General features: G+C 67.0%; 18 protein-coding genes and 1 pseudogene. 6 read left to right on the top strand and 13 right to left on the bottom strand.

Going from position 1 to position 21,770, the window contains the following annotated elements:
• Positions 1 to 5: 5 nt before the first annotated feature.
• The 3 genes from K3F48_RS10645 to K3F48_RS10635 all read right to left on the bottom strand — a co-directional run bounded on the left by K3F48_RS10645 (position 6) and on the right by K3F48_RS10635 (position 4,493).
• Positions 6 to 2,399 carry a sulfatase-like hydrolase/transferase gene (locus K3F48_RS10645; protein WP_222575418.1) on the bottom strand — a complete coding sequence of 798 codons (2,394 nt, stop codon included), beginning with the start codon at positions 2,397 to 2,399 and terminating at the stop codon, positions 6 to 8.
• A 193-nt stretch (positions 2,400 to 2,592) separates the two neighbouring features.
• Positions 2,593 to 3,519 carry an adenosylcobinamide-phosphate synthase CbiB gene (gene cbiB / locus K3F48_RS10640; RefSeq protein WP_222575417.1) on the bottom strand — a complete coding sequence of 309 codons (927 nt, stop codon included), beginning with the start codon at positions 3,517 to 3,519 and terminating at the stop codon, positions 2,593 to 2,595.
• Positions 3,516 to 4,493 (bottom strand): aminotransferase class I/II-fold pyridoxal phosphate-dependent enzyme, encoded by a 978-nt coding sequence (locus K3F48_RS10635; RefSeq protein WP_222575416.1) that lies wholly within the window; start codon positions 4,491 to 4,493, stop codon positions 3,516 to 3,518. The genes cbiB and K3F48_RS10635 overlap by 4 nt, the downstream gene beginning before the upstream one ends.
• 616 nt (positions 4,494 to 5,109) lie before the next feature.
• On the opposite strand from K3F48_RS10635, the gene K3F48_RS10630 reads away from it, so the two are divergent.
• The gene (locus tag K3F48_RS10630) at positions 5,110 to 8,127 is read left to right on the top strand and encodes an HAD-IC family P-type ATPase (protein ID WP_222575415.1); all 3,018 of its coding nucleotides are present in this window, start codon (positions 5,110 to 5,112) and stop codon (positions 8,125 to 8,127) included.
• A gap of 7 nt (positions 8,128 to 8,134) precedes the next feature.
• On the opposite strand, the gene K3F48_RS10625 is transcribed toward K3F48_RS10630, so the two are convergent.
• Complete coding sequence (locus K3F48_RS10625) at positions 8,135 to 8,581, bottom strand: hypothetical protein (RefSeq protein WP_222575414.1); 447 nt, start codon at positions 8,579 to 8,581, stop codon at positions 8,135 to 8,137.
• Entirely contained in the window at positions 8,574 to 9,083 is a 510-nt protein-coding gene (locus K3F48_RS10620; protein WP_222575413.1) for a hypothetical protein, read from the bottom strand. The genes K3F48_RS10625 and K3F48_RS10620 overlap by 8 nt, the downstream gene beginning before the upstream one ends.
• A 172-nt stretch (positions 9,084 to 9,255) precedes the next feature.
• Here K3F48_RS10620 and K3F48_RS10615 point away from each other — a divergent pair, with 172 nt between their 5' ends.
• Together K3F48_RS10615 and K3F48_RS10610 are read left to right on the top strand one after the other, a co-directional pair.
• Complete coding sequence (locus tag K3F48_RS10615) at positions 9,256 to 9,960, top strand: YjbE family putative metal transport protein (protein ID WP_222575412.1); 705 nt, start codon at positions 9,256 to 9,258, stop codon at positions 9,958 to 9,960.
• A 322-nt stretch (positions 9,961 to 10,282) separates the two neighbouring features.
• Positions 10,283 to 10,525, top strand: a complete 243-nt coding sequence (locus K3F48_RS10610) for a BON domain-containing protein (protein ID WP_222575411.1) — start codon at positions 10,283 to 10,285, stop codon at positions 10,523 to 10,525.
• A 184-nt stretch (positions 10,526 to 10,709) separates the two neighbouring features.
• Here K3F48_RS10610 and K3F48_RS10605 read toward each other — a convergent pair whose 3' ends face one another.
• A complete protein-coding gene (locus K3F48_RS10605) occupies positions 10,710 to 11,276 on the bottom strand; it encodes a ferritin-like domain-containing protein (RefSeq protein ID WP_222575410.1) in 567 nt (188 codons plus the stop codon).
• Between the two features lie 198 nt (positions 11,277 to 11,474).
• On the opposite strand from K3F48_RS10605, the gene K3F48_RS10600 reads away from it, so the two are divergent.
• Complete coding sequence (locus K3F48_RS10600; RefSeq protein ID WP_222575409.1) at positions 11,475 to 11,771, top strand: hypothetical protein; 297 nt, start codon at positions 11,475 to 11,477, stop codon at positions 11,769 to 11,771.
• A 117-nt stretch (positions 11,772 to 11,888) separates the two neighbouring features.
• Here K3F48_RS10600 and K3F48_RS10595 read toward each other — a convergent pair whose 3' ends face one another.
• The 3 genes from K3F48_RS10595 to K3F48_RS10585 form a co-directional block, all read right to left on the bottom strand.
• Entirely contained in the window at positions 11,889 to 12,722 is an 834-nt protein-coding gene (locus K3F48_RS10595; RefSeq protein ID WP_222575408.1) for a hypothetical protein, read from the bottom strand.
• Positions 12,723 to 12,820: 98 nt separating this feature from the next.
• Complete coding sequence (locus tag K3F48_RS10590; RefSeq protein WP_222575407.1) at positions 12,821 to 13,696, bottom strand: manganese catalase family protein; 876 nt, start codon at positions 13,694 to 13,696, stop codon at positions 12,821 to 12,823.
• Between the two features lie 21 nt (positions 13,697 to 13,717).
• A complete protein-coding gene (locus tag K3F48_RS10585) occupies positions 13,718 to 14,221 on the bottom strand; it encodes a ferritin-like domain-containing protein (RefSeq protein WP_222575406.1) in 504 nt (167 codons plus the stop codon).
• A gap of 371 nt (positions 14,222 to 14,592) precedes the next feature.
• Here K3F48_RS10585 and K3F48_RS10580 point away from each other — a divergent pair.
• Positions 14,593 to 15,138: pseudogene (locus K3F48_RS10580) on the top strand (SDR family oxidoreductase); the annotation flags it as partial.
• Between the two features lie 60 nt (positions 15,139 to 15,198).
• Here the strand turns inward: K3F48_RS10580 and K3F48_RS10575 are convergent.
• The 4 genes from K3F48_RS10575 to rfaD form a co-directional block, all read right to left on the bottom strand.
• Positions 15,199 to 15,747, bottom strand: coding sequence for an HAD-IIIA family hydrolase (locus K3F48_RS10575; protein ID WP_222575405.1), 549 nt, complete (start codon positions 15,745 to 15,747; stop codon positions 15,199 to 15,201).
• Complete coding sequence (locus K3F48_RS10570) at positions 15,744 to 16,859, bottom strand: AGE family epimerase/isomerase (protein ID WP_222575404.1); 1,116 nt, start codon at positions 16,857 to 16,859, stop codon at positions 15,744 to 15,746. Before K3F48_RS10570 ends, K3F48_RS10575 begins: the two co-directional genes overlap by 4 nt.
• Positions 16,838 to 18,319: a D-glycero-beta-D-manno-heptose-7-phosphate kinase gene (rfaE1, locus tag K3F48_RS10565; RefSeq protein ID WP_370631401.1), complete on the bottom strand. Its 1,482-nt coding sequence runs from the start codon at positions 18,317 to 18,319 to the stop codon at positions 16,838 to 16,840. The genes K3F48_RS10570 and rfaE1 overlap by 22 nt, the downstream gene beginning before the upstream one ends.
• Before the next feature lie 408 nt (positions 18,320 to 18,727).
• Positions 18,728 to 19,678: an ADP-glyceromanno-heptose 6-epimerase gene (gene rfaD, locus K3F48_RS10560; RefSeq protein ID WP_222575403.1), complete on the bottom strand. Its 951-nt coding sequence runs from the start codon at positions 19,676 to 19,678 to the stop codon at positions 18,728 to 18,730.
• A 356-nt stretch (positions 19,679 to 20,034) separates the two neighbouring features.
• On the opposite strand from rfaD, the gene K3F48_RS10555 reads away from it, so the two are divergent.
• Positions 20,035 to 21,684: a hypothetical protein gene (locus tag K3F48_RS10555; RefSeq protein ID WP_255608837.1), complete on the top strand. Its 1,650-nt coding sequence runs from the start codon at positions 20,035 to 20,037 to the stop codon at positions 21,682 to 21,684.
• Positions 21,685 to 21,770: the final 86 nt, after the last annotated feature.

The following is a 21,770-nucleotide window of genomic DNA, read 5'->3' as shown; positions in this document are numbered from 1 at the left end:
GCCGGTCAGTGGCCGATGGCGGCGGAGCGCGCGCCGCCGCCGCAGATGCCGATGACCTTGAGCATCTTGACCTCGTCGCTGGCGCCGACCCGGCCGTCGCCGTCGAGATCGCCGCCGCACAGCGTGTCCTTGCAGGGGCCGAACTGGGCGCGCAGCAGCGCCAGATCGGCCTCGCCCACCTTGCCGTTGCGATTGAGATCGGCGCGGCGGCAGACCGACATGCAGGTGTGGCCGAGATTGGCGCGGATGATCGCCAGATCATCCTCGTCGGTCTCGCCGTCGACATTGATGTCGTAGCGGCTCGGACCCTTGCCGGCGAAGGCGTTCCAGCCGGCGATGTCCTGGCGATTGATGCGCATGTCGAGGTTGCCGTCGCCCTTGGCGCGGCAGGCGGCCTCCTCGCTGGTCTCGTCGGCGATGCGGTCGATCTCGGCGGCGAGCTTGCGGTAGGTCGAACGCAGGTTCGACGGCAGGCAGGTCGCCGGGTCGGCGGCGGCGCAAGAGGCGAGCTTGTCGTTGGCGGCGTAATCCATGCCGGCGGGATTGGCGCCGGCGACCTTCTTCAGGTCGTAGAACTCGTCCTTGCTCTGGGTGGCGTATTCGGCCCAAGGGACCACCGGCTGCTGGCCGGAGCCGGCGAGCGGCTTGGAGCAGTTCATTTTCTCGCTGCGCACCAGCTTCCAGCGGATGTCGCGGGCGGCGCGCTGGCGCACCGCCATCGGCGTGACGCCGGCCGAGGGGTTGGCGGCGGCGACGGCGCAGCACGAGGAATATTGGGTGGCGGCGCCCGGCCCGTACCAGACCCCGCCATTGTCTTTGCAGAACCCCTCGGTCGGGAACAGGACGTCCGAGCACTGGGAGCCGATGACGCAGGGCCAGCTGCGCTCGGCGAGATCGGGGGTGAAGGTGCCGGAGTTGATCTCCGTGTAGTTGATCTGGCGGGTCGGGGTCGCCGTCGGATCGGTCAAATAGGCGCGCATCGGGATGCTGTCGAGGCGGTGGGACGGCGGCGTCATTTTGGCGGCGTCGAGGCCGGCCACGGCGGCGAAGAGGCCGTAGAGGTCGGCGGTGTTGATCAGCGCGTCGACGACGCGCCCGGGCTGGACCACCTGCGCGCCGGCGACGATCAGCGGAACCCAGACGCCGGTCTGATAGGTCGTGCCCTTGGAGCGGCCGGCGTCGAAGCCGTCGGTCGCCCGCACGGTGGGGCCGAAGCTGCCGTTGTCGCCGATGATCGCCACCAGGGTGTCGCCGAGGTTCAGCTGTGCGATGGTGCGGCCATCGGCGGCGAGCTGGGCGAGACCCATCTGGGCGAGGGTGCGGCCGATGGCGGTGTCGAGGCTCTCGATCGCCAGATTGAGCAAATTGCGGTCGGGCACCATGGCGTTGCAGGTCGACGGCGCATTGTCCGGGTCGGGGACGAGGGTGGTCGGCGGCTTTTGCAACGGGGCGTGGATGGCGTTGAACGACAGTGTCAGCATGCGCGGCCCGGTCTGGCTCTTCCACCAGCTCACGCCGTCGTTCTGCTGGGCGACGGTGAGATAGGTGCGATCGACCGTCGAGCCGACGTCGCAGCTCGACAGCGTCGGCGAGCGCTTGCCGGAAAAGGCGGTGCGCGGCCAGACGTAATAGGCGTTGAAGCGGTCGAAGTCGCTCGCCGCCGGCGTGTCGGCGCCGCAGTTCTTGCCGGGAGTGAAGATGCCGCCGCGCTGCAGGCAGGCGCGGGCCGGCGAGGTCTGGGAATCCGTTTGGTCGGAGCGGATGTAGCGGCAGGAGAGGCCGCTCGAGCTCTGCGTGTAGCAGGCGCCGGCTGCGCGGCCCTGATAATAGCCGCAGACCTGGCCGCCGGTCGGATCGACATTGCCGGCGGTCAGATCGATCGACGGCGGTCCGGAGCGCATGTTGCCGGCGAAACTGTCGAAGCCGCGCGAGGCCGGGGCGCAGTCGCCTGCCGGGTCGCGCTCGGAGCCGAGATGGTATTTGCCGACCAGCGCGCTCTTGTAGCCGGCGGTCTCGAGCAGCCTCGGCAGGGTCGTCTCATAGGAGGAGACGTAGGTTTGCGGCAGGTGGTTCTCCTGGATCGCCAGGCCGACGCCGGTGCGCGGCGGCAGGCGGCCGGTGAAGTAGGTCGAGCGGCTCGACGAGCACTGCGGCATGCTCCAGACGTTGGAGAAACGCACGCCGGCGGCGGCGATCTTCGCCATGTTGGGCGTCTTGGGCGGAGTCGCCCCGCCATAGCCGAAGATCGACAATTGGTCGATGCCGACGTCGTCGAGGACGACGAAGAGGATGTTGGGGGCGGCGCGGGCCGGTTCGGCGGTCGTCGCGGCGCCGAGAAGGCCGAGAGCGGCGGAGACGAACGCGGAAATGGCTGATGTCTTGGCAAAGCGCGCAGTCATGGACGATCTCTTCCACGTCGAGCCGAAAAATTGCAGCGCTGAGAACAGCGCATCCGCGCGGGGCGGTCCGCGCGGGCGGAACTCGAGGGTGATCTCGAACTCGTCCCTCTCTAGCAATAGGCGGGCGGGCGGCCCATCCCATGTACATGGTATCCCCGACTCACCTCCAATGCCGTTTCGATGGCGTTCGGAGTCACGGCCAGCGCCATGCCGCTCCCGCCGCGAGCAGCCACAACAGGCCGCAGGCCCTTACATAGAGGTTCAGGCCGCGGCCGAGGTCGTGCGCCTGCGGCCGGCGTCCATCGCCGAACTGCGGACGGTCGACCGGCGCGCCGTCATAAGAGGCGGGGCCGCCCAGGCGCAGGCCGAGCGCGCCGGCCATCGCCGCCTCGGGCCAGCCGGCGTTGGGCGAGGCGTGCTTGCCGGCGTCCCGCAGCATCACGCGCCAGCCGCCGCCCGCGAGCGCGATCAGCGCCCCGGCGAGGCGCGAGGGCGCGAGATTCATCAGATCGTCCGCGCGGGCCGAGGCCCAGCCGAAGCTGCGCCAGCGCGGCTCCTTGTGCCCGATCATGCTGTCGGCGGTGTTCACGGCCTTATAGGCGAAGAGCCCCGGCAGGCCGCCGACCGTCAGCCAGAAGGCCGGGGCGACCACTCCGTCGTTGAAGCTCTCGGCGAGGCTCTCCAGCGCCGCCGCCGCCACATCGCCGGCGTCGAGCCGGGCGACATCACGCCCGACGATGCGGCCGACGGCCTCTCGCCCTGCGTCGAGGTCCCCGCTCGCTAGCGCGCGACGAACGGCGGCGACATGATCGTAGAGGCTGCGCTGGGCGAGGCCGGTCGTCGCCAGAAGCGCAAGGGCGGAGGCTCCGAGAGGGCCGTGGCCGAGAGCATGGGCGGCGACGGCGCCGGCGAGCGCGGCGCCGCCGGCGACGAGGAACAATGTCGCCGCCCCGGCGATTTTTTTCGCGCTTTCCCCGCGCTCGGGCCGGTTCCATCGGCGCTCCAAGGCGGACAGCGCCGCGCCGACATGGACGACCGGATGCGGCAGGCGTCGATGCAGGCGGTCGGGATAGCCGACCGCCGCCTCGAGCGCGAGCGCCGCCAGGGTCAGCCCGCTCATGCGCGTCTCGCCAGCGCCGCGTCGAGCCGCGCCATCTCCCGCGCCCGCGGCAGCCCGAAGCGCAGCCAGCGCGGTGAATGATCGAAGGGCCGCGTGAGGATTCCCGCCGCCGCCAGCCGGTCGAAGCGCGCGCCGGCGTCATCGGCCTCGGCCAGGCGGAACAAGGAGGTTCCGCCGATCACCTTCAGCCCGGCGCGGGCGAGCATCCGGTCCAGGCGATCGGCGCGGGCGCGAAGCCGCTCGCGGGCGGCGATGCGCCATGTCGCGTCCGCATAGGCGGCGAGGCCGGCGGCGACGGCGTCCGCGCCGATCGGCCAGTCGCCGAGCAGCCGTCGCAGCCGCGCCGCCGTCTCGAGCGGCGCCAGCGCAAAGCCCAGCCGCAGCCCGGCGAGGCCATAAAACTTGCCGAAGGAGCGCAGCGCCAGAATGCGCGAATGGCCCTCGGCGGCAATGCTCGGGCGGTCCGAGACGTCGGCGAAGCTCTCGTCGACGATGAGCCAGCCGCCCCGCGACCGCAGCCGATCGGCGAGAGCCAGGAGCGCGCCGCGCTCCTGCGTCCTCCCGTCGGGATTGTTCGGGTCGACGAGCACCATTGTCCGGGCGTCTTCCTCTCGGCCGACCTGCCGCGCGCCGGCCTGCGCCCACGCCTCGCCATGGCTCGCATAGGTCGGCCCCGGCGCGAACACCGTTTCGGCGCCGAGCAGATGCGGCAAGAGGCGTAGCCCCGCCTCGGCGCCGGGAAGAGCGACCACATTCGCCGGATCGCGCAGTCCGAAGACGGCGCCGGCGGCCGCCTCCAGCGCGGCGACCTCCTCGGGAAAGGGCAGGCGGGCCCGGGCCGCGCGGCTCGCGCGCGGCGCTGGATAGGGATCGGGATTGATCCCGGTGGAGAGGTCGATCCACGGAAGCGGCGCGGCAGGCCACAGCTTCGCGGCGGTCGCCAGACGGCCGCCATGCAGCGAGAAATCACCCATGGCGCTCATCCCCGAGGACGGGGGTCGTCGCCCCCTCCCGCGCCCTCGTCTCGCAGATCGAATGTGCTTGCCCGATAGCCGCGCATCGGCGCCCTCCAGAGGTTGCGCCGTCATCGGGAGGACCGCCGGAACCTGTCGCGAGCGCGGATATATCAGCGCGCTCGGAAAGCAGTCAACGCGGCACCTTGTCAGGGCAGTCGAGTGAAGGACTATATCCCTGACCCTCGTCCTGAGGAGCCCGCGAAGCGGGCGTCTCGAAGGACGGCAATGGGAAGAAAGCTAAAGATTTCGCCCCACGGCCGCCCTTCGAGACGCCGCCTGCGGCGGCTCCTCAGGACGAGGGTTGGGGATTTTATCCTTCACTCGAGCGCCCTGGAAAGGGACATGCGCGGCCTTCCACGCCGAATGATAGCCGAAGACGACGCCGACCGCCGCCGAGAACAGGAGGCCGACCGCAACGGCGACGATCGAGATCGGCGAGCGCCACTCGCAGAAACGTCGCGGGTCGCGCCGAAGCCGATGTCGCAACCCTCACGCCGGCTATTTCTTGTGAGCGCATGCGAATTAAATAGGATCGCGGGCGTTCGGACCCGCCCGGTCGCACTATCGGACGACAATGGCCACGCCTGTGCATGCCAATGCCGAAAAGTCGCTGGCCCGCGCGGAAATCGTCCATGCGGCGGTCCCGGGTCGGGTGAGACTCCGTCATCCGGGACTCGCGGAGCGATGTTCCGTCGTCGAAACATTGACGAATGGGCTGCTCGCGCTTCCGGGCGTGACGTCTGTTCGCGCGAGCGCCTTGACCGCCACTGTGCTCGTCGAATTTTCTGCGCCAGCGTCGACGCGGAAAATTTTGCAGGCTGTCGAGGACGCCGTCGCCGCGTCGCCGCGCGATCCGGCCGAAGAGCGTTCGGCGTGGTCCCTCGGCGCCGCCGTCGCCGGCGCCGAGCCGGCCGATCTGCAATGGCACGCCATGACCGCCGGCGATTGCGCGCTGCGGCTCGGAGCCCGCGCCGAGGCGGGTCTCGACGCTCGCGAGGCGGCGCGCCGCTCGGCGGCTCACGGCCGCAACGAAATCCCGCGCGTGAAGCCGCGTTCGGCGGCCGCCATTTTCGGCGATCAGATGGTCGGCCTGCCGGCGCTCCTCCTCGCCGGCTCGGCGGCGCTGTCGCTCCTGACCGGCGGAATGATCGACGCCGCCGTCATTGCAGCGGTCGTTCTGCTCAACGGCGGCATCGCCACGGCGACCGAACGTCGCGCCGAACGAACGATCCGCAGCCTCTCGGACTATTCTCCGCGCCCCGTTCCCGTGATGCGCGACGGCGCGCGCATTCTCCTCGACCCCGTGCAGATCGTGCGTGGCGACATTCTCTTGCTCGAGCGCGGAATGCTGATCCCCGCCGACGCCCGCCTCATCGGCGCCGCCGATTTCTCCGTCGACGAATCGAGCCTGACCGGAGAGGCTGCGCCGGTGCAGAAGGAGGCGGAACGGGTGCTTCGTCCGGACACGGTCCTGCCCGAGCGCCGGAACATGCTGTATCGAGGCACGGCGGTCACCGGCGGCTGCGCGACCGCGCTCGTCACCGCGACCGGCGCGACGACGGAAATCGGCCGGGTCGAACGTCTGCTCGGCTCGCTGCGGCCGCCCGATACGCCCATGCAGCGCCAGCTCGACGAGGTCGAGCGCAAGCTGATCCTCATAAATGCGCTCGTCTGCGCCCTGGTGTTCGGCGTCGGGCTCTATCGGCGGCATGGATTCATCCCCATGCTTCGCAACGCCGTCTCGCTCGTCGTCGCGGCGATCCCAGAAGGATTGCCGGCCGTCGCGACGACGACGCTGGCGCTCGGAGTCGAGAACATGCGCCGGCGCGACGTGCTGGTGCGCAAGCTCGACGCGGTGGAGACATTGGGCGCCATTCAGGTGATCGGCCTCGACAAGACCGGCACGCTGACCGACAGCCGCATGGAGACGGTCGCCGTGCATGTCGACGGCTCGCTCCTGTCGTTGGAGGGCGGGCGTCTCGTCGTCGATGGCGGCGACGACGCTGCGCCTGCGGCGTCCGCAGCGACGAAGCGCCTGCTCGAAGTCGCGGCTCTGTGCAGCGACGCCGCCTTGCGGCCAATGAGCGAGGGCTTTCGCGTCGACGGAACGCCGACCGAATGCGCATTGGTCGAGGCGGCGCTGGCTTTCGGCGTCGACGTGGCGGCCCTGCGCCGGGACGCGCCGCTCGTCGCCGACGTCCCCCGCTCCGAGAATCGCAAGCGCATGAGCACGCTGCATGAGCACGGCGGCGGAGCGCGACTGCTCTGTGTGAAAGGCGATCCGGAGGAGGTGCTGCTCTGCTGCTCCGCACGCGCGGCGCGGGACGGCGCCACGCCGCTCGACGAAGCCTCGCGCGCGCAGATTCGCGAAGCGAACGAGCGGATGGCGGCGCGGGCCTTGCGCGTTCTCGGCGTGGCCATCGGCGAGACGGGCGGCGATCCGCATGACGAGCGCGAGCTCGTCTGGCTCGGCCTCGTCGGCCTCGCCAATCCGATTCGTCCGAGCGTCCGGCCCGCGCTGAAGCAGCTGCATCGCGCCGGCATTCGCTCCGTCATGATCACCGGCGACCAGAGCGCGACCGCGCTCGCCATCGCGCGAACGCTGGATCTCGGCGACGGCGGCGACATCAAGGTGCTCGAAGCCGGCGAGATCGCCGCCCTTCCTCCCGGCATGCTGGCGGCGCTGGGCGGTCAGGCGCAAGTTTTCGCGCGCGTCAGCCCGGTCGACAAGCTCAATATCGTCAGGGCGCTGCAGAATGGCGGACGCATAGTCGGGATGACCGGCGACGGCGTCAACGATGGTCCCGCGCTGCGCGCCTCCAACATCAGCATCGCGATGGGCGGAGACGGGACCGATGTCGCCCGCGAGGTCGCCGACATGGTGCTCGTCTCGAACGACCTTCGCGGCGTCGTCGAGGCGGTGCGTCTCGGGCGCGCGACCCATGCGAATATCCGCAAGGTTTTGCGCTACCTCATTTCGACGAGCGTGTCCGAGACCTTGGCCATGCTGGGCGCGGCGCTTCTCGACGGCGGCGTCGCGATGACGTCGACGCAGCTCCTCTGGCTCAACATCGCCGGCGAACCGCTGCCGGCGCTGGCGCTCGGCCTCGAGGAGCCGGACGACGGCCTGCTGCAGCAGCCGCCTCGCGATCCTCGCGCGCCGATTCTGACGCCGGCCGATTTCGGCTATCTTCTGCTCGAGGGCGCGGTCCTGGGCGTGGCCACGCTCGCTGCCTATCGCCTCGCCGGCGGATCTCGAAACATCGCGCGCGCCGGCACGGTCACCTTTCACGGACTGACCTTGGGCCAGCTGCTCCACGCGGTGAATTGCCGATCGGAGCGCGCCGGCCTCGCCGGCAAGCTGATCCGCTCTCCCAACCGCAAGCTCGCGGGAGCCATTGTTCTCTCGGTCATCGCGCAGGCGGCGGCGCAGGCCTTTCCCTGCACTCGCCGAATTCTTCGCCTCTCGCCCCTCGGCGGACGCGAACTGCTCGGCGTCGCCGGCGTCGCCATCGGCGCCGCGGCGGCGAATGATGCGATCCGCTTTCTTCTCCCGACGGAGCCGCCGCAAAGCGCGGCACAGAAATCGTGAGGGTGGACTATTCGTCGGGACTCCAGTCGTCGCCGCCCGCAGGCCGGAGCCCGGCGAGAGCGGCCGCATACCAGACGAGCGTGAGCGCCGACGGAAAGAGCTTCTCCTTGTTGATTTGCCAGATCGCGGCCAGCGCCAGCGCGACCGCCGCCGCCGTGCGCGGGCGAAGGTTCGGATCCGCCGGCTTCTCGATCGGCCGGCTGCCATTTCTCCGGAGGCGAAACAGCCCGGCCGTTGCCGCCGCTTCGCCGATGTCGGCGAGCGGCGCATCGTGAAAGAGCAAAATGCCGCCGGTGAGCGGCGACGGGTCCGCCCGGCGGACGCCGCCGATCTCCGCGAGCTTTTGCGCGGCGTCGGCGAAGAATTTTTCATCGCCCCGCATCTCGTCGAGGCGCAGGCGCGTGCGTCCGCTCATCGTATGGACGACCGTCGCGGCGGGCAATTCGTCACTCATTTTCGCCTCCGCCGGCGCGCGTCCGCTTGATCGCAGAGAGATCGATCGTCTCGGCCGAGGCCGAGCGCCCACCTGCCGTTCGGCCCGCGTCGACGATCGCGCGAGCGCGCTCCTCGGCGGCGGCGATCGCGGCCGCCAGTCTGTCGCTCGACGGCTCGCCGGGCGTCTCCGCGTAGAGAGCCCGGACAGCGGCGACGATCTCGGCGCGGCGAACGAGCTCGTCATTGCGCGCTTCGGCGGCTTTCTGCGCGTTGGCTCGGATCGCTGCGGCGACAGCCTCGGTGCGCTCTTCTGCGACTTCGGCGGTCGCTTCCGCGAACAAGTCCTCGGCGTGCTCGACGAGCTGCGCCTGACGGACGCGCGCTTCGTGAAGCGCGACCATCGCCGCTTTGGCCACCGCTTTGGCTCCTGGGCGAGCGGCCTCCGCCATCTCTTTTCCGCCGAGCGCGATGCCGATCGCGCCGACGACAGCTCCGAAAGCAAAACCTGCCAAAGGCCACATGAGCGCTCCTCCGACCGCGAACGACAGCGTCGCGCGAACGCCCTCGTCCATCCCGTTAGACTTTGCTTAGCGTCTACCCGAAGCTCGAGCAGAGGCGCCTCTGTCACAATCGAAAAATCATTCTCGCCCGATATCATATAAGGCCATCGGCTCCTCGAACAAAAAGCGTCCCATGCAGCCGTTCGTCTCCCGATTGGCGGAGCCGTCGTTCTGGGAGCTCGCGCTCCAGGTGGCGGGCGTCAACTTCCTGCTCTCCGGCGACAATGTCGTCGCGATCACCCTCGCCTCCCGTGAGCTCCCCGCGCGACAGCGGCGCTGGGGCATCGCGCTCGGCGTGGGCGTTTCCGTGATCGTGACCGCGTTCTTTATCGCGATCGTGTCGTTTTTGATGCAGACGCCATTTCTGAGGATCGCCGCCGGCGTCGCGCTCTTGCATATCGCCTGCAATCTGGGATCGATCGATCCAGACGACGACCCCAGCGCCTCGGACGCGACCGCCGGCGTGTTCCGCGCGGCGCGCGCGGTCGCCGTCGCCACTCTGGTGATGAGCCTCGACAATGTGGTCGCCATCGCGGCCGTCGCGCGGGACGATCTCGTCGCGATGACGTCGGGCCTCGTGGTCAGCATTCCGCTCGTCGTCGCCGGCGCGGCGACGCTCGTCGCGGCGCTCGATCGATTCCCCAGTCTCGCCCTGGCCGGCGCAGGATTTCTCGGATGGATCGCCGGCGAAACGATCGCAGCGGATCCGGCCATCGCGCATCTGCTCGACGAGCGGCTCGGCTCCGCCGCCGCGCCCGAATTCCGTTTCGCGATTGCATTGGCCGGGGCGGCGTCTGTCATCGTCGTGAAATGGCGGTCGACTTTCCGAGACCGCTAGTTCAGCAGCGACGCGCCCCTGGCTCGCGTCGATGAATTTGCAGCCTCTCGAGAGCGAGCCTGAAGGCTCGCTCAAATCGGCGGAAGCCGCCCTACTCTTCCGCAGCCGCCCGACACTCGAAGGACGAATCGAAACAAGCGAGCCGCGAAACGGAACCAGAGAGGCGCTTCGACGTTCCACGGAGCGGAGCCTTCGTCGGCGACGAGATCGTCGAAGGGCGACGCCTTCGAGCTGCGGGAGCGAGCGGGCGTGACGGCAAAGCACTGAATCCGATCACCGCGCCGAACGCGCGGCAAACAGAAAACGCGCGAGCTCGAGGACGATGCCGACTTTTCGAAACCATCTCAGCGTCTCGCTGGAAGCCGGTTCGGCCGTGCTGAGAGGAACGGTTCCGACCTCGGCGGCGGCGCACGAGGCCGAGGCCTTGGCGCGCAAGCTTTCCCAGACGGGAAAGGTCATCAATCTTCTGGCGATCGCAGAACGACACGATCAGGACGAGGTTTACGAGTCGGGCCTCGAGTCGTTCCCGGCGAGCGATCCGCCATCCTGGACATCCGGACGCTAGGCGACACGGCGAAATAACTGCGTCATTAGCCGACTCTCGACGCGCGTCCATTCTCCCACTCGTGGGAGAATGGACGCGCCCTTTTCGACAACGGAATGGACAAGCGATTCATTTATTTCGCCGTATCGCCTTAGTGGCGTGGCCGCTCCCGGGAATCGGGAGCGGCCGGTTCTGCTATTCCCGTCTATTCGGACTGCACGCCCTTCCCGCGCTTGCTCTTTGCTTTCTTCGCGCTCGCCGCCTCTTGCCGCTCGTCCTCGCTCTCGATCGCCGCCGGATTGATCGCGCCCTCCGCCAGCTCCGACATTTGCTCGTCCCAGCGATAGCCTTCGTCGAGCGCGCGCTGCATCGCTTTCGTCAGCTCTTCTTCTTTGAGCTCGTTGGCGATCGCCTTCACCGTGCCCCAAGCGGCTATGCAATAATGCTCGAGCTTCTGGGCTCCGGCGATGATGACAGCCTCCTTCATCTCCTGCGCCTCGACCTCCTCCGCCGTCTCCTCGGCTTCCGCGATCAGACCGCGCGCAGCCTTGTTCTGCGCTCCACGTCCTTTTCCGTCGAGCTTCTCGAGCGAGGCGCGAACGTCCCGCCGGACCTGCTCGCCTTCCTTCAAGCGCCGTTCGAGGAGCTCGCAGAGCTCTTCGTCTTCGACCTCTTCGAGATGCGACTGCAGCGCCTTGGCGGCCTGCGCCTCGGCGTCCTGAATGCTCTGGAGCTCGTGAACGAGCAGCTGTCGAGTCGATCGAATCGGCATGGCCCTCTCCCTGGACTGTCGCGCGCTCGACACGAACGCGTGTTTCGCCAAAATCGCCGGGCTGGTCGACAGTTCCCGACCTTCCCGCAAATTTGCGTGTCGAGCGACGGCGAAGCGGCGAAAAGCCGGATTCCCTTCTTGCCTTTGCACTGGCGCGCCCAATCTCGAGAGCGATCGAGGCAGCCCGAGGAGATCGCAATGGACGACAAAGATCGGCCGCCGACGAGCGACCGGCTGCGTATCGACATCGATCATGGCCTGGCCGCGGATAAGGTGGCGTCGCCCGATCCTGCCGCGGCGCCGCTCGGGACGGATGACGAAGCGGGCGGGGCGCCGCCGACTGCGGAACAGCGCGCCCTCGCCGCCGCTCACCAGCATCGCGCGCGTATCGCCGCCGGAGTCGCCCGCAAGCGGACGCTCATCGGCCGAACGATGGTCATCGCCCTGTTCGCCTTGATCGCTCTCGCCAGCCTCCTGCTGCTCGCGCCCCGATGACGCGAGCGCAGTTGAGCGGGGCGCGTCAGCGTCCGAACAACGCCAGCAATATGATGATCGGGATCGGCACGCCCAGCATCCAGAGCAGTATGTTGCGTCCCATGATGTGCGGCGCTCCTATCGCCAGGGTTTTACGAGGGTGCGAAGGTCGATGTTCTGATCCTGATGTCGCCCGCCGACCCTCGCCGCGCACCAGGCCGTCGCGGCGCCTATGGCGAGCGTCGCAGCGGTCAGGAATCCGAAATAGATTCCCAGCTTACGCGCCTTGTCGACGTCGGACCGCATATTCGCCGCCACGGCGTCGACGCGCTCATCGGCGGCGCCCGGCGGAAAATTGGTTTGCGATGCGATGACGTTGACGAGATAGGCTCTGTCTTCCGACGCAAAATTTCCCGTCGGGCTCGCCAGCACCAGTCTCGACACGACATTCCTGGTCGCCTCCGGGACAGGAGCGCCCCGAGCCGCATCACCCTCCCCGCGCAGGAGACGATCGACATAGCGATCGGCGAGCGAAGCATTCGTGTTGGAAGGCCCGCCAGCCCCCGGCGTCGAGCGCGCGAAGGCGTCGATCGTCGCCGCCGTCAGCAGAGCCCCGAGCACGACAGCTGCCGCCCAAACCGTCAGCCCGCTCACTCCGTCGCGCAAATCCACCTCTGGCTGAGAGGCGAATTCTCCGCGCCGCCTGAGACGACCCGCGAGATAGCCGCCCGCCGCGAAACTCGACACCGCGACGAAAATCATCCACAGCCCGACGGCGATGTAGAAGAACGAGGGGCTCGCGCCTCGGTAGGGCGAGGTCGCCGTCAGGCCGATGGACGCGCCGAACGCCGTTGCGACAAAAGATACCGCCACCGCCACGAGGGCGCCGGCGATGATCGCCGGCCAGTCGACCGAAGAGGTCGGAACCGATCGCGTTGTCGAGGGCGCGACATCTGCGGCGAGATCGGTCATCGTGATGTCCTTTCGCGACGTTTCAGCGTAGCCCGAGAAGAGACAAGATCGCCATGATCACGACGATCAGGCCGACAAGATAGATGATCCCGTCCATTTCATCCTCCGCGAGGCTCGTGAGCCGCAGGATCGCCGCGTCTGCCGTCGTCGAGGTGGGACTCCATGCGCCGCATGAAGGTGGTGAGGTCTTGGGCCTCCATCTCCGTCAACTTCACCGTCGCCGATCCCGCTCCGCCGTCCAAAGGAATTTGCCCGACGACGTCATCCAGGCGCTTCCATTCGTCGCCCGAATTCCAGGGACCGTCGCTGTCCCCGCTTCCCTGCGAGGTGTTGACGTAGAGATCGGCGAATTGCCGCTTGCCCTCCAGCTTTCCGGGCGGGAAATTCTGCTCGATCGAGCAGAGCGCCTTCTCGAACGACTTCTGATGCGCGATCTCTCGCGTCATCAGGAAGGACAGCGCGTCCTTGACGCCTGGATCTTCGGTGACGTTGACGAGACGCTCATAGACGATCTTGGCTCTCGCCTCTGCGGCGATATTCGATCGCAAGTCGCACGCCGGATCGCCGATCGTGTCGATATAGGCCGCCGTCCATGGCACGCCCGAGGAGTTCGTCAATGCAGGCCCGCCGCCGTAGAGAATCGCCTGCGTATGACTATCGCCGCCCTGCGTCAGCGATCGATAGAGATCCGCCTCCGTCTGGGTCGCTTCCGCGAGCTCGCCCTTCATCCCGCGGTTGAGCATAGCGACGATGCTGCCGATGATCTCGAGATGCGAGAGCTCCTCCGTCGCTATGTCATAGAGCATGTCCTTGCGACCCGGGTCCTCCTCCGCGAGCGCCTGAGTGAAATAGCGCATTGCCGCGGCCAGTTCGCCCTGTGGCCCGCCGAACTGCTCGAGCATGAGGCTCGCGAGAACGGGGTTCGCCTCCGACACGCGAACCGTGTACTGCAGCTTTTTGTTGTGGATGAACATGACGGCGCCTCCCTGGGTCCCTCACGCCGCGCGACGATTGATCGTCTGCTCGGCCAATCCCGTGAGCTTTGCGTCGGCCGCTTTCTCCTCCTCGAGAGTCTTGCGCAGCAGCGGCACGCAATCGGTCTTGCCGAGGCACTGCGCCCAGGCGATGAGCGTGCCGTAGCGCGAAATCTCGTAATGCTCGACCGACTGAGCCGAAGCGATCAACGCCGAATCGAGCACGGACTTGTCGGCGATCTCCGAGTTCACATCCTTGGCTTCGTCGATGATGCCGTCGATCGCCGGACATTCGACGCCTTGCGCCTGCGCTCCTTGCAGCTGGAACACCTGCTCGAGACGCTGCACCTGCTGCTCCGTCTCGCGCAGATGCGTCTGCAGCGCGTCCTTCAGCGCCTCCGAAGACGCGCTGTCGATCATCGTCGGCATGGCTTTGATGATCTGCTTTTCCGCATAGTACATATCCTGCAGCTGATGCAGGAAAAGATCATCCAAGCTCTCGATGTCGCGTGTGAACAGTCCCATCTCGTCCTCCCGATTCGGCTGCTTTTTGATCCACGATAACCATGAATGCCGGACGCGGTTCCTGCCCTGCGCAAAAAACGCGACAGCTAGAGACGGGCGCCGTCGCTCGGCTTCAGGCCGGCGCCGCCAGCAGCGTCGCAGCGGCCACCAAAAATCCCTGCCGTCTCACGCCTTCTCATCCTTGATCACGCGTCACGCGAGCCGAAAGCTCCGCGCCGGCGCATCCGCATGGACGCCGCGGCCGGCGCGAACTATCTGGTCGGCGCTCCCGCGCTCGGTCCCTTCTGTTGGCGCGAGAGCTTCCGGGAACTCGCCGCACGGGCAATCGTTGTCCCGGCATCAGAGTCCCGCGGCCATGCAATCCGATCCGACTGATTTCCTATCTCGATGAGGATGTGGATGCGGAATCGGCTCGGGAGCTCGTGCGGTCCGCCGGGCGTCGAGCAATTCTGGCCCCCTGGCGACGTTCAAGACGCCGCTCATTGTCGAGCAATGGCGGACCCTTCCGTGTCAATCTCCATTCGATGTTCTATCTCGCCAAAGCAGCCGTTCCGCATATGAAGCCGGGCGGCGCGATCATCAACACGGCCTCGATCAATTCCGACGCGCCCAATCCTCTGCTTCTCGCCTATGCGACGTCGAAGGGCGCAATTCACAACTTCACCGCGGGACTGGCGCAAATGCTCGCGGGCAAAGGCATTCGCGTCAATGCCGTCGCTCCGGGCCCGATCTGGACGCCGCTCATTCCCTCCACGCTTCCGGATGGATGGGTGGAAAGCTTCGGAGGCGCCACGCCGATGAAGCGGCCGGGCCAGCCCGCCGAGCTCGCGACGGCTTATGTGATGCTGGCCGACCCTCTTTCGAGCTATGTCTCGGGCGCGACCATCGCCGTCACCGGCGGCAAGCCGATGTTGTGAGGGCGCGGGATCGATCGAAGTAGGCTTGGATCGAGGAAGGCTCGGATCGAAAAAAGCGCGTCAGCTCGCGGCGGCCGAAGAGTCGAGCAGTTCCGCGAGCGCTCTGCGCGTGAGCGCGTCCAGCTTGCCGCCCTCGAAACGAAGGGCGCGCATGCCGGCGCGGAACCCGGCTTCCACATCGCTCTCCTTGTCCCCGATCATGACGCAGCGCATCGGGTCGAGACCATGGTCGGCGATGGCCCGCAGCAGCATGCCGGGGTTCGGCTTGCGGTCGGGGTGGTCAGGACGAACATAGATGTCGACCGACCCGACGTCATTGTAAGGACAATGATAGAAAGCGTCTATGCGCGGCAGGCCGCGTGCTGTGAGATCGTCGTTCATGAAGGCGTGCAGCGCATGCACATGACTCTCTTCGTAATAGCCGCGCGCGACGCCGGACTGATTGGTCGCCACGACGACGAGCAGTCCGGCGGCCTTGGCCGCGGCGATCGCTTCCGGCGCGCCCTCGACCCAGACGAAATCGGCGGGGTCGTAGAGATAGCCGGTGTCGACGTTGAGGACGCCGTCCCGGTCGAAGAACACCGCGCCTCTGCCCGCTCCCGACGTCATGGCTCGCGCCCTTCGCACATTTCGTGCACGGCCATCGAAATATGATAGAGGCTCGTGGCCGGCGCCGGGTCGGAGACGAAGCCCTGCTCGGGAGTCCAGCGCTCGAACCACAAGCCTTCGACCGGCGTGGCGAGATAGCGCCGAAGCGCCGACCATGCCCGCCCCACCCGCTCGTCGCGCTGCGGTCCTGGCGTGATCGCTTCCGCCTTGATCCATTCGGTGAGGGTCCAGATGCGCGCGCCGGCCGAGATGATCTCGCCGGAGGCGTCGAGTTCTGCGCGCACCGCGCCCGCGCCGTCATGGAGCCCGTCCGCGCATGCGCGGGCCATCAGCGCCTGCGCCGCCTCGGACAAAGGCCGCGCGCCGCCGCGGGCCGCCGCTTCGAGCAGCCAGACCCATTCGAAATGATGGCCGGGCTCCCATGTCTCGCCCTGGCGCCCCGGCAGGGGAGACAGATCATCGGCGAGATATTCGCGCAGGATTGCCGCCTTCGGGTCGAAGAAGCGCGTGGTGAAGAGATCGAGGATCGCATCGCGCATGGCGGCGAAGGGGCCGGACGGATCCTGCTCCGACCAGGCGATCACCGCCTCCAGCAGATGCATATGCGGGTTCTGCCGCCGCGGCTGACGCGCAGGCAGCGCCTCCACATAGCCGCCATCGGCGTGACTCATCCGGGCGAGAATGAAGTCGACGAGGGCTCTCGCCTCGTCGCGCAGAGCGGCGTCGCCGAGGCGACGATAGGCCGCGCAAAGCGCAAAGAGCACGAAGGCGAGGTCGTAGAGATCGCGCGTCTCGTCGACGACCTTGCCGTCGAGGTCGAAGCGATTGACATAGCCGCCGCCCGAATGCTTCGCGGGCCCGAGCAGAATGTCGAGCCCGGCCAGCAGGACGTCGCGCGCGCCCGGAGCGTCATGGCCGATCGGGCTCGAGAACACGTAGATCTGGCGCGTCAGCACGCGCAGCCTGCGGAAATCGGCGTGGCAGGCGAGCCCGTCCAGCGTCAGATGCTCGTGAAACCCGCGACGGGAGCGATCGAAACCATGCTCGGCCCAGAGCGAGATCGAATTCTTCAGCCAGTTCCGGGCCTCGATCACGACTCCGTCAATTCCCATTGTCTTTCATCCTGGCGCGAGCGCGCGATGAGATTCGTCGTCGAATGTCCGGAGACGATGTCGATCCGCACGACGCGGCCTCCGCCGGCCTTGACCAATTCGGCGCCGACGATGCGATCCTCGGTGTAGTCCCCTCCCTTTATGAGCACATCGGGCTCGAGCGCGGTGATGAGCTCGAGCGGCGTGTCTTCGTCGAAGACGACCACCACATCGACGACGCCGATTGCGGCGATGACTTCCGCCCGGGCCGCCTCGGATTGGACGGGACGCGTCTCGCCCTTCAGCCGCCGCACCGAGGCGTCGCTGTTGAGGCCGACGACGAGCCGGTCGCACTCCGCCGCGGAGCCGCGCAGAATGGCGACATGGCCGGGGTGAAGCAGATCGAAGCAGCCATTGGTGAAGCCGACCGTGAAGCCTTCCGCGCGCCAGCGCTGGGCGAGCTCGCGCGCTTCCTGGCGCCGGAGAATGGAGGCCGCAGGCGCGATGCTGCGCGCGCGGCGTCCGGCGAGCTCCACCGTCAGCTCGTCGCGGCCGACCGTCGCCGTGCCCGCCTTGGAGACGACGACGCCGGCGGCCACATTGGCGAGGCGCATGGCCTGATGCCGCGTCGCCGCGCCGACCAGAGCAAGGGCGAATGTGGCGATGACCGTGTCTCCCGCGCCGGAGACGTCGAAAACTTCGCGCGCGGCGGTCGGCAGCGCGACCTCTTCACGGCCGTCGACGGAATAGAGCGACATGCCGCGCTCGGAGCGCGTCAGCAGGATCGACGCGCCGGTGCGCGCGACGAGATGGCGCGCGGCGGCGGCGACCGCCTCATCCGTCGAGCAGTCCATCCCCGTGCTTTCCGCGAGCTCGGCGAGATTGGGCTTGATGTAGGTCGCCCCGGCATAGGCCGAGAAATCTCGGCGCTTGGGGTCGATCAGCACGGGCACGCCGCGTTCATTGGCCATGCCGATGACGCCGGCGAGCACCCGATCGGTGAGGCAGCCCTTGGCGTAATCCGAAATAATGATCGCCTGCGCCTCGTCGAGCGCGGCCGCGACACGTTCGAGAAGGCGATTCTCGACCTCCTCCGGAATCGGCTTGTTCACTTCGCGATCGATGCGCAGCATCTGCTGGCGGCGAGAGGCGAGGACGCGGGTCTTGATGGTCGTCGGCCGGTCCGGGCTCGCCACCAGCTCGGTCGCGATGCCGCGCGAGGCCATCAGAGCGGCCAGCCTGTCGGCGGTGTCGTCGACGCCGACGATGCCGATCAGCAGCGGATCGGCCCCGAGGGCGCTGAGATTGAATGCGACATTGGCCGCGCCGCCGGCCGTCTCGTCCTGGCCGACGAACCGGAGCACGGGAACAGGCGCCTCGGGAGAAATCCTGTTGACCGACCCGTGAATGTAACTATCGAGCATCAGATCGCCGAGGACCACGATACGCGAGCCGACGGGTAGAAGCGCGCCTATATCCACTGATTCCGGCCTCCGCAACAGATGATGATGTCTCACAGGCCCAGGTTGCAGCGAACGACCCCCTCGCGATTTGTGCTGGAAATCTTCGGCGACGGCTCCGGGCCGAGCGATACTATCTGATCAAGCTTGGCGGTCAATGGCTTCGACTGAGCTGCTGGCGACGAGACGAGATCGTCCTCGCTCGGCCGCGAGACGAGTGGCGCCGATTTGACCGGGTGAACGGGCGAGCCTTAGAGGCTCGCTCTCGAAGCCCATCACATTCGATGAAGCAGACGACAAGCTCTTTCTTGAATGTCGGCTGCGGCCCTCGTCGCGCGCGGCGTCTACACGACGAGCCGGAACAGCGCGCGATATTTGGCGTTGCCGGTCGCCTTCCGCGCGACGCCTCGACGAGGCGGCCCGGCCCCGTCAGGCGTTCGGCGCGCCTGCGCCGACATAGGCCTTCACGCCCTCCTCCACCGTCTTGAACGGCGCGTCATAGCCCGCCGCCCGCAGCTTCGCGAGGTCCGCGCAAGTATAGCTCTGATACGCGCCCTTCAGATGATCGGGGAAGGGAATATATTCGATGCGCCCCTGGCCCAACGTCGCGATCACCGCCCGCGCCATGTCGTTGAAGGTCTGCGGCTTGCCCGTGCCGCAATTGAAGATGCCGCGGCGCTCGGGATGGTCCAGGAACCAGAGATTGACGTCGACGCAATCGCCCACATAGACGAAATCGCGCTGCTGCTCGCCATCCGCATAGCCGTCGACGCCGGCGAACAGCCGCGCGACCCCCGTCTCGCGGATTTGCCGGCTGAAATGGAAAGCTGTCGACGCCATGGAGCCCTTGTGCGCCTCGCCCGGGCCATAGACGTTGAAATAGCGCAATCCGACCACCTGGCTCGCCGCGCCGGCCGCGTGCCGGCGCACATATTGATCGAATTGGAATTTCGAATAGGCGTACATATTGATCGGCAGCTCGCAGGCCAGATCCTCGCGGAAGCCGTGCTCCCCGAGCCCATAGACCGACGCGGAAGAGGCGTAGATGTAAGAGACCGAACGCGCCAGGCACCATTGCAGCAGGGCTTTGGAATAATCATAATTGATCTGCATCACATAGCGGCCGTTCCACTCCGTGGTCGCCGAGCAGGCGCCCTCGTGAATGATCGCGCGAACGTCGCCAAAGACGTGATTGGAATTGATCTTGTCGAGAAACTGGTCGTATTCCATGTAATCGGCGATCCGCAGATCGGCGATGTTGGCGACCTTCCGGCCGTTCTCGAGATTGTCGACCAGCAAGATGTCGTCTATGCCCCGACGATTCAAGGCGCGAACGATATTCGATCCGATGAACCCAGCGCCGCCGGTGACGATGATCATATCAGCTCCGTAGCTCCTCGAGGCTTCCCATCGGGCCCGCTCCGATCTCGCGCTGTTCCACTCGCCTCGCGAGCCATGAAACGAAGCGCGCCGCCCCAAGCCAAATTATTCCCGTCCATGACCTATCGAGCTTAGCCATCTGCGTCAATCCGACGCCCCTCCGGCGCGCGGGGTCGCGTGGGCCGGGTGTGGACGCGCCCGGCGCCGGCGAGCCGAGCTCGACGACAAACTGTCATGCATCTCCCCCAATTTCCCCCGCCTCGGACTCGGGCGATTTGCCCGAGCCGCTGTCTGATGGGGGCGCTACAATGACTGCTCGGTTCAAATACTCCCGCGGGAGCGCTTCGCGCCTCGCATTGATCGCTTCTCTTTCCAGTCTCGCCACGATCGGAGTGGCCGAGGAGCGCGGCGCGCGTCTTCATCCCGGAAATCTGATGGTCAGCCGGACCGTTTATGACGACAAGCCGAGCAATGTTCGGGTCGGGACTCCGCTGCCGCCGAACTGCGCGCCGGCCAACTGTGTCGCCGCGACCGACGATGGAACTTTTCCCTTCGTCTTCAACAATGTTCTCGCAGACGACTATTTCGGAATCACGTCGAAGATCATCCTCGATCAGCTGACTCCGGACGGAGCGCTGGTCAGTTCGCTGGAGGTGCCGAACAGCTCGCAGCGCGGCGTCCCGCCATCCAAAGATCAGATGGTGGCGAGCTTCTCGTCGAGGTCGGAGCTCGCGCTCAATCTGTCGCCGGATGGCGAGCGCCTCACGTTCATGGGCTATCTCGCGCCCGTGAACGCGATCGACGTCTCGAACTCCAACACGCCCGGCGTGATCGATCCCACCAATCCGGACCCGAACGCCTATTACCGCGTCGTCGCCGAGCTCGACAAAGAGGGCCATTTCCATTTCACCAAGACCAACGCCTTCAGCGGCGACAACGGCCGGGCGGCGATCTCCTATTCTCGCGGCGATGTGACGCTGCTCTATGCCGCGGGCAACGCCGGCAATGGCTCCAATCCGCAGCCGGCGGGCGTGGTGCTCGGCGCCGGAGCGCAGATCATGGCGTCGGCGAGACGGGCGCTCGTCTCGCAGCAGCCGGGAGCGCCGACGCCGGTCGCGAGCTTCAACATCACCCAGCTGCCCGCGAATACGAAGCCCGACAAGGTCGGCAAGGACGACAATTTCCGCGGCCTCGCGATCTTCCATAATACGTTGTTCTTCACCAAGGGCAGCGGCAGCAATGGGATCGACACGGTCTATTTCGTCGACACCACGGGGGTCGACGCCAATGGCCGCCCGCTGCAGTGCCCCGAGGGCGTCGGCCTGCCGAGCCGCTCCGCGCATCTGCCGAACGCTCCGCTCGCCTATGACGAGGCGACGCTCGTCACCAATGGCCTTCCCAGCAACATGTGCATTCTGAAAGGCTTCAACACCACGCTGGCGAAGACGACGACCAATGTCTTCCCCTTCGGTCTCTGGATCGCCGACGAAAACACGATCTATGTCGCGGACGAAGGCGACGGCTCGACCAAATATGACGCGAGCAAGGACCTCTATACGAACGCCGCCGCGCAGACGACCGCCGGCTTGCAGAAATGGGTGTTCGACCAAGCCACGGGAGGGTTCAAGCTCGCCTATACCTTGCAGGCCGGTCTCGATCTCGGCGTCCCCTACACCGTCGCCGGCTATCCCACCGGGACCAACGCCAGGAACAAGAACCTTCCCTGGTCGCCGGCCACGGACGGACTGCGCAATCTGACGGGGCGCGTGAACCGTGACGGAACCGTCACGATCTGGGCCGTCACCTCGACGGTGAGCGGAGCCGGCGACCAGGGGGCCGCTCCGAACAGGCTGGTCAGGATTGTCGACGATCTCGCGGCCACGACGCTGCCGGCCGGCGCCAAATTCACGACGGTGAAGACGGCGGGCTTCGCCGAGGTGCTGCGCGGCGTCGCCTTCGCGCCCGGAACCATGACCGAGCACGAGCGCCATAGGAAACATTTTTAAAAGCAGGCATGATCGCTCAGCGATAGAGCCTCGCGGGCCGGGACATCACCCGGCCCAAATCCTTCGCGGCGACAGCTTCCGTTTCG

The organism is Methylosinus sp. Sm6 (assembly GCF_019802345.1).
In the GTDB taxonomy this organism is placed as follows: domain Bacteria; phylum Pseudomonadota; class Alphaproteobacteria; order Rhizobiales; family Beijerinckiaceae; genus Methylosinus.
Note: the sequence above shows the minus strand (reverse complement) of the source record. Positions and strands in the feature narration are given on the sequence as shown.

Excerpts from the sequence above, each read along its gene's own strand:
- cbiB (WP_222575417.1), bottom strand. The coding sequence starts at position 3,519 with ATGAGCGGGCTGACCCTGGCGGCGCTCGCGCTCGAGGCGGCGGTCGGC.
- K3F48_RS10630 (WP_222575415.1), top strand. The coding sequence starts at position 5,110 with ATGGCCACGCCTGTGCATGCCAATGCCGAAAAGTCGCTGGCCCGCGCG.
- K3F48_RS10615 (WP_222575412.1), top strand. The coding sequence starts at position 9,256 with ATGCAGCCGTTCGTCTCCCGATTGGCGGAGCCGTCGTTCTGGGAGCTC.
- K3F48_RS10590 (WP_222575407.1), bottom strand. The coding sequence starts at position 13,696 with ATGTTCATCCACAACAAAAAGCTGCAGTACACGGTTCGCGTGTCGGAG.
- K3F48_RS10635 (WP_222575416.1), bottom strand. The coding sequence starts at position 4,493 with ATGGGTGATTTCTCGCTGCATGGCGGCCGTCTGGCGACCGCCGCGAAG.
- K3F48_RS10585 (WP_222575406.1), bottom strand. The coding sequence starts at position 14,221 with ATGGGACTGTTCACACGCGACATCGAGAGCTTGGATGATCTTTTCCTG.
- K3F48_RS10625 (WP_222575414.1), bottom strand. The coding sequence starts at position 8,581 with ATGAGTGACGAATTGCCCGCCGCGACGGTCGTCCATACGATGAGCGGA.
- K3F48_RS10610 (WP_222575411.1), top strand. The coding sequence starts at position 10,283 with ATGCCGACTTTTCGAAACCATCTCAGCGTCTCGCTGGAAGCCGGTTCG.
- K3F48_RS10575 (WP_222575405.1), bottom strand. The coding sequence starts at position 15,747 with ATGACGTCGGGAGCGGGCAGAGGCGCGGTGTTCTTCGACCGGGACGGC.
- K3F48_RS10620 (WP_222575413.1), bottom strand. The coding sequence starts at position 9,083 with ATGTGGCCTTTGGCAGGTTTTGCTTTCGGAGCTGTCGTCGGCGCGATC.
- K3F48_RS10605 (WP_222575410.1), bottom strand. The coding sequence starts at position 11,276 with ATGCCGATTCGATCGACTCGACAGCTGCTCGTTCACGAGCTCCAGAGC.
- rfaD (WP_222575403.1), bottom strand. The coding sequence starts at position 19,678 with ATGATCATCGTCACCGGCGGCGCTGGGTTCATCGGATCGAATATCGTT.
- K3F48_RS10645 (WP_222575418.1), bottom strand. The coding sequence starts at position 2,399 with ATGACTGCGCGCTTTGCCAAGACATCAGCCATTTCCGCGTTCGTCTCC.
- K3F48_RS10600 (WP_222575409.1), top strand. The coding sequence starts at position 11,475 with ATGGACGACAAAGATCGGCCGCCGACGAGCGACCGGCTGCGTATCGAC.
- K3F48_RS10595 (WP_222575408.1), bottom strand. The coding sequence starts at position 12,722 with ATGACCGATCTCGCCGCAGATGTCGCGCCCTCGACAACGCGATCGGTT.
- K3F48_RS10570 (WP_222575404.1), bottom strand. The coding sequence starts at position 16,859 with ATGGGAATTGACGGAGTCGTGATCGAGGCCCGGAACTGGCTGAAGAAT.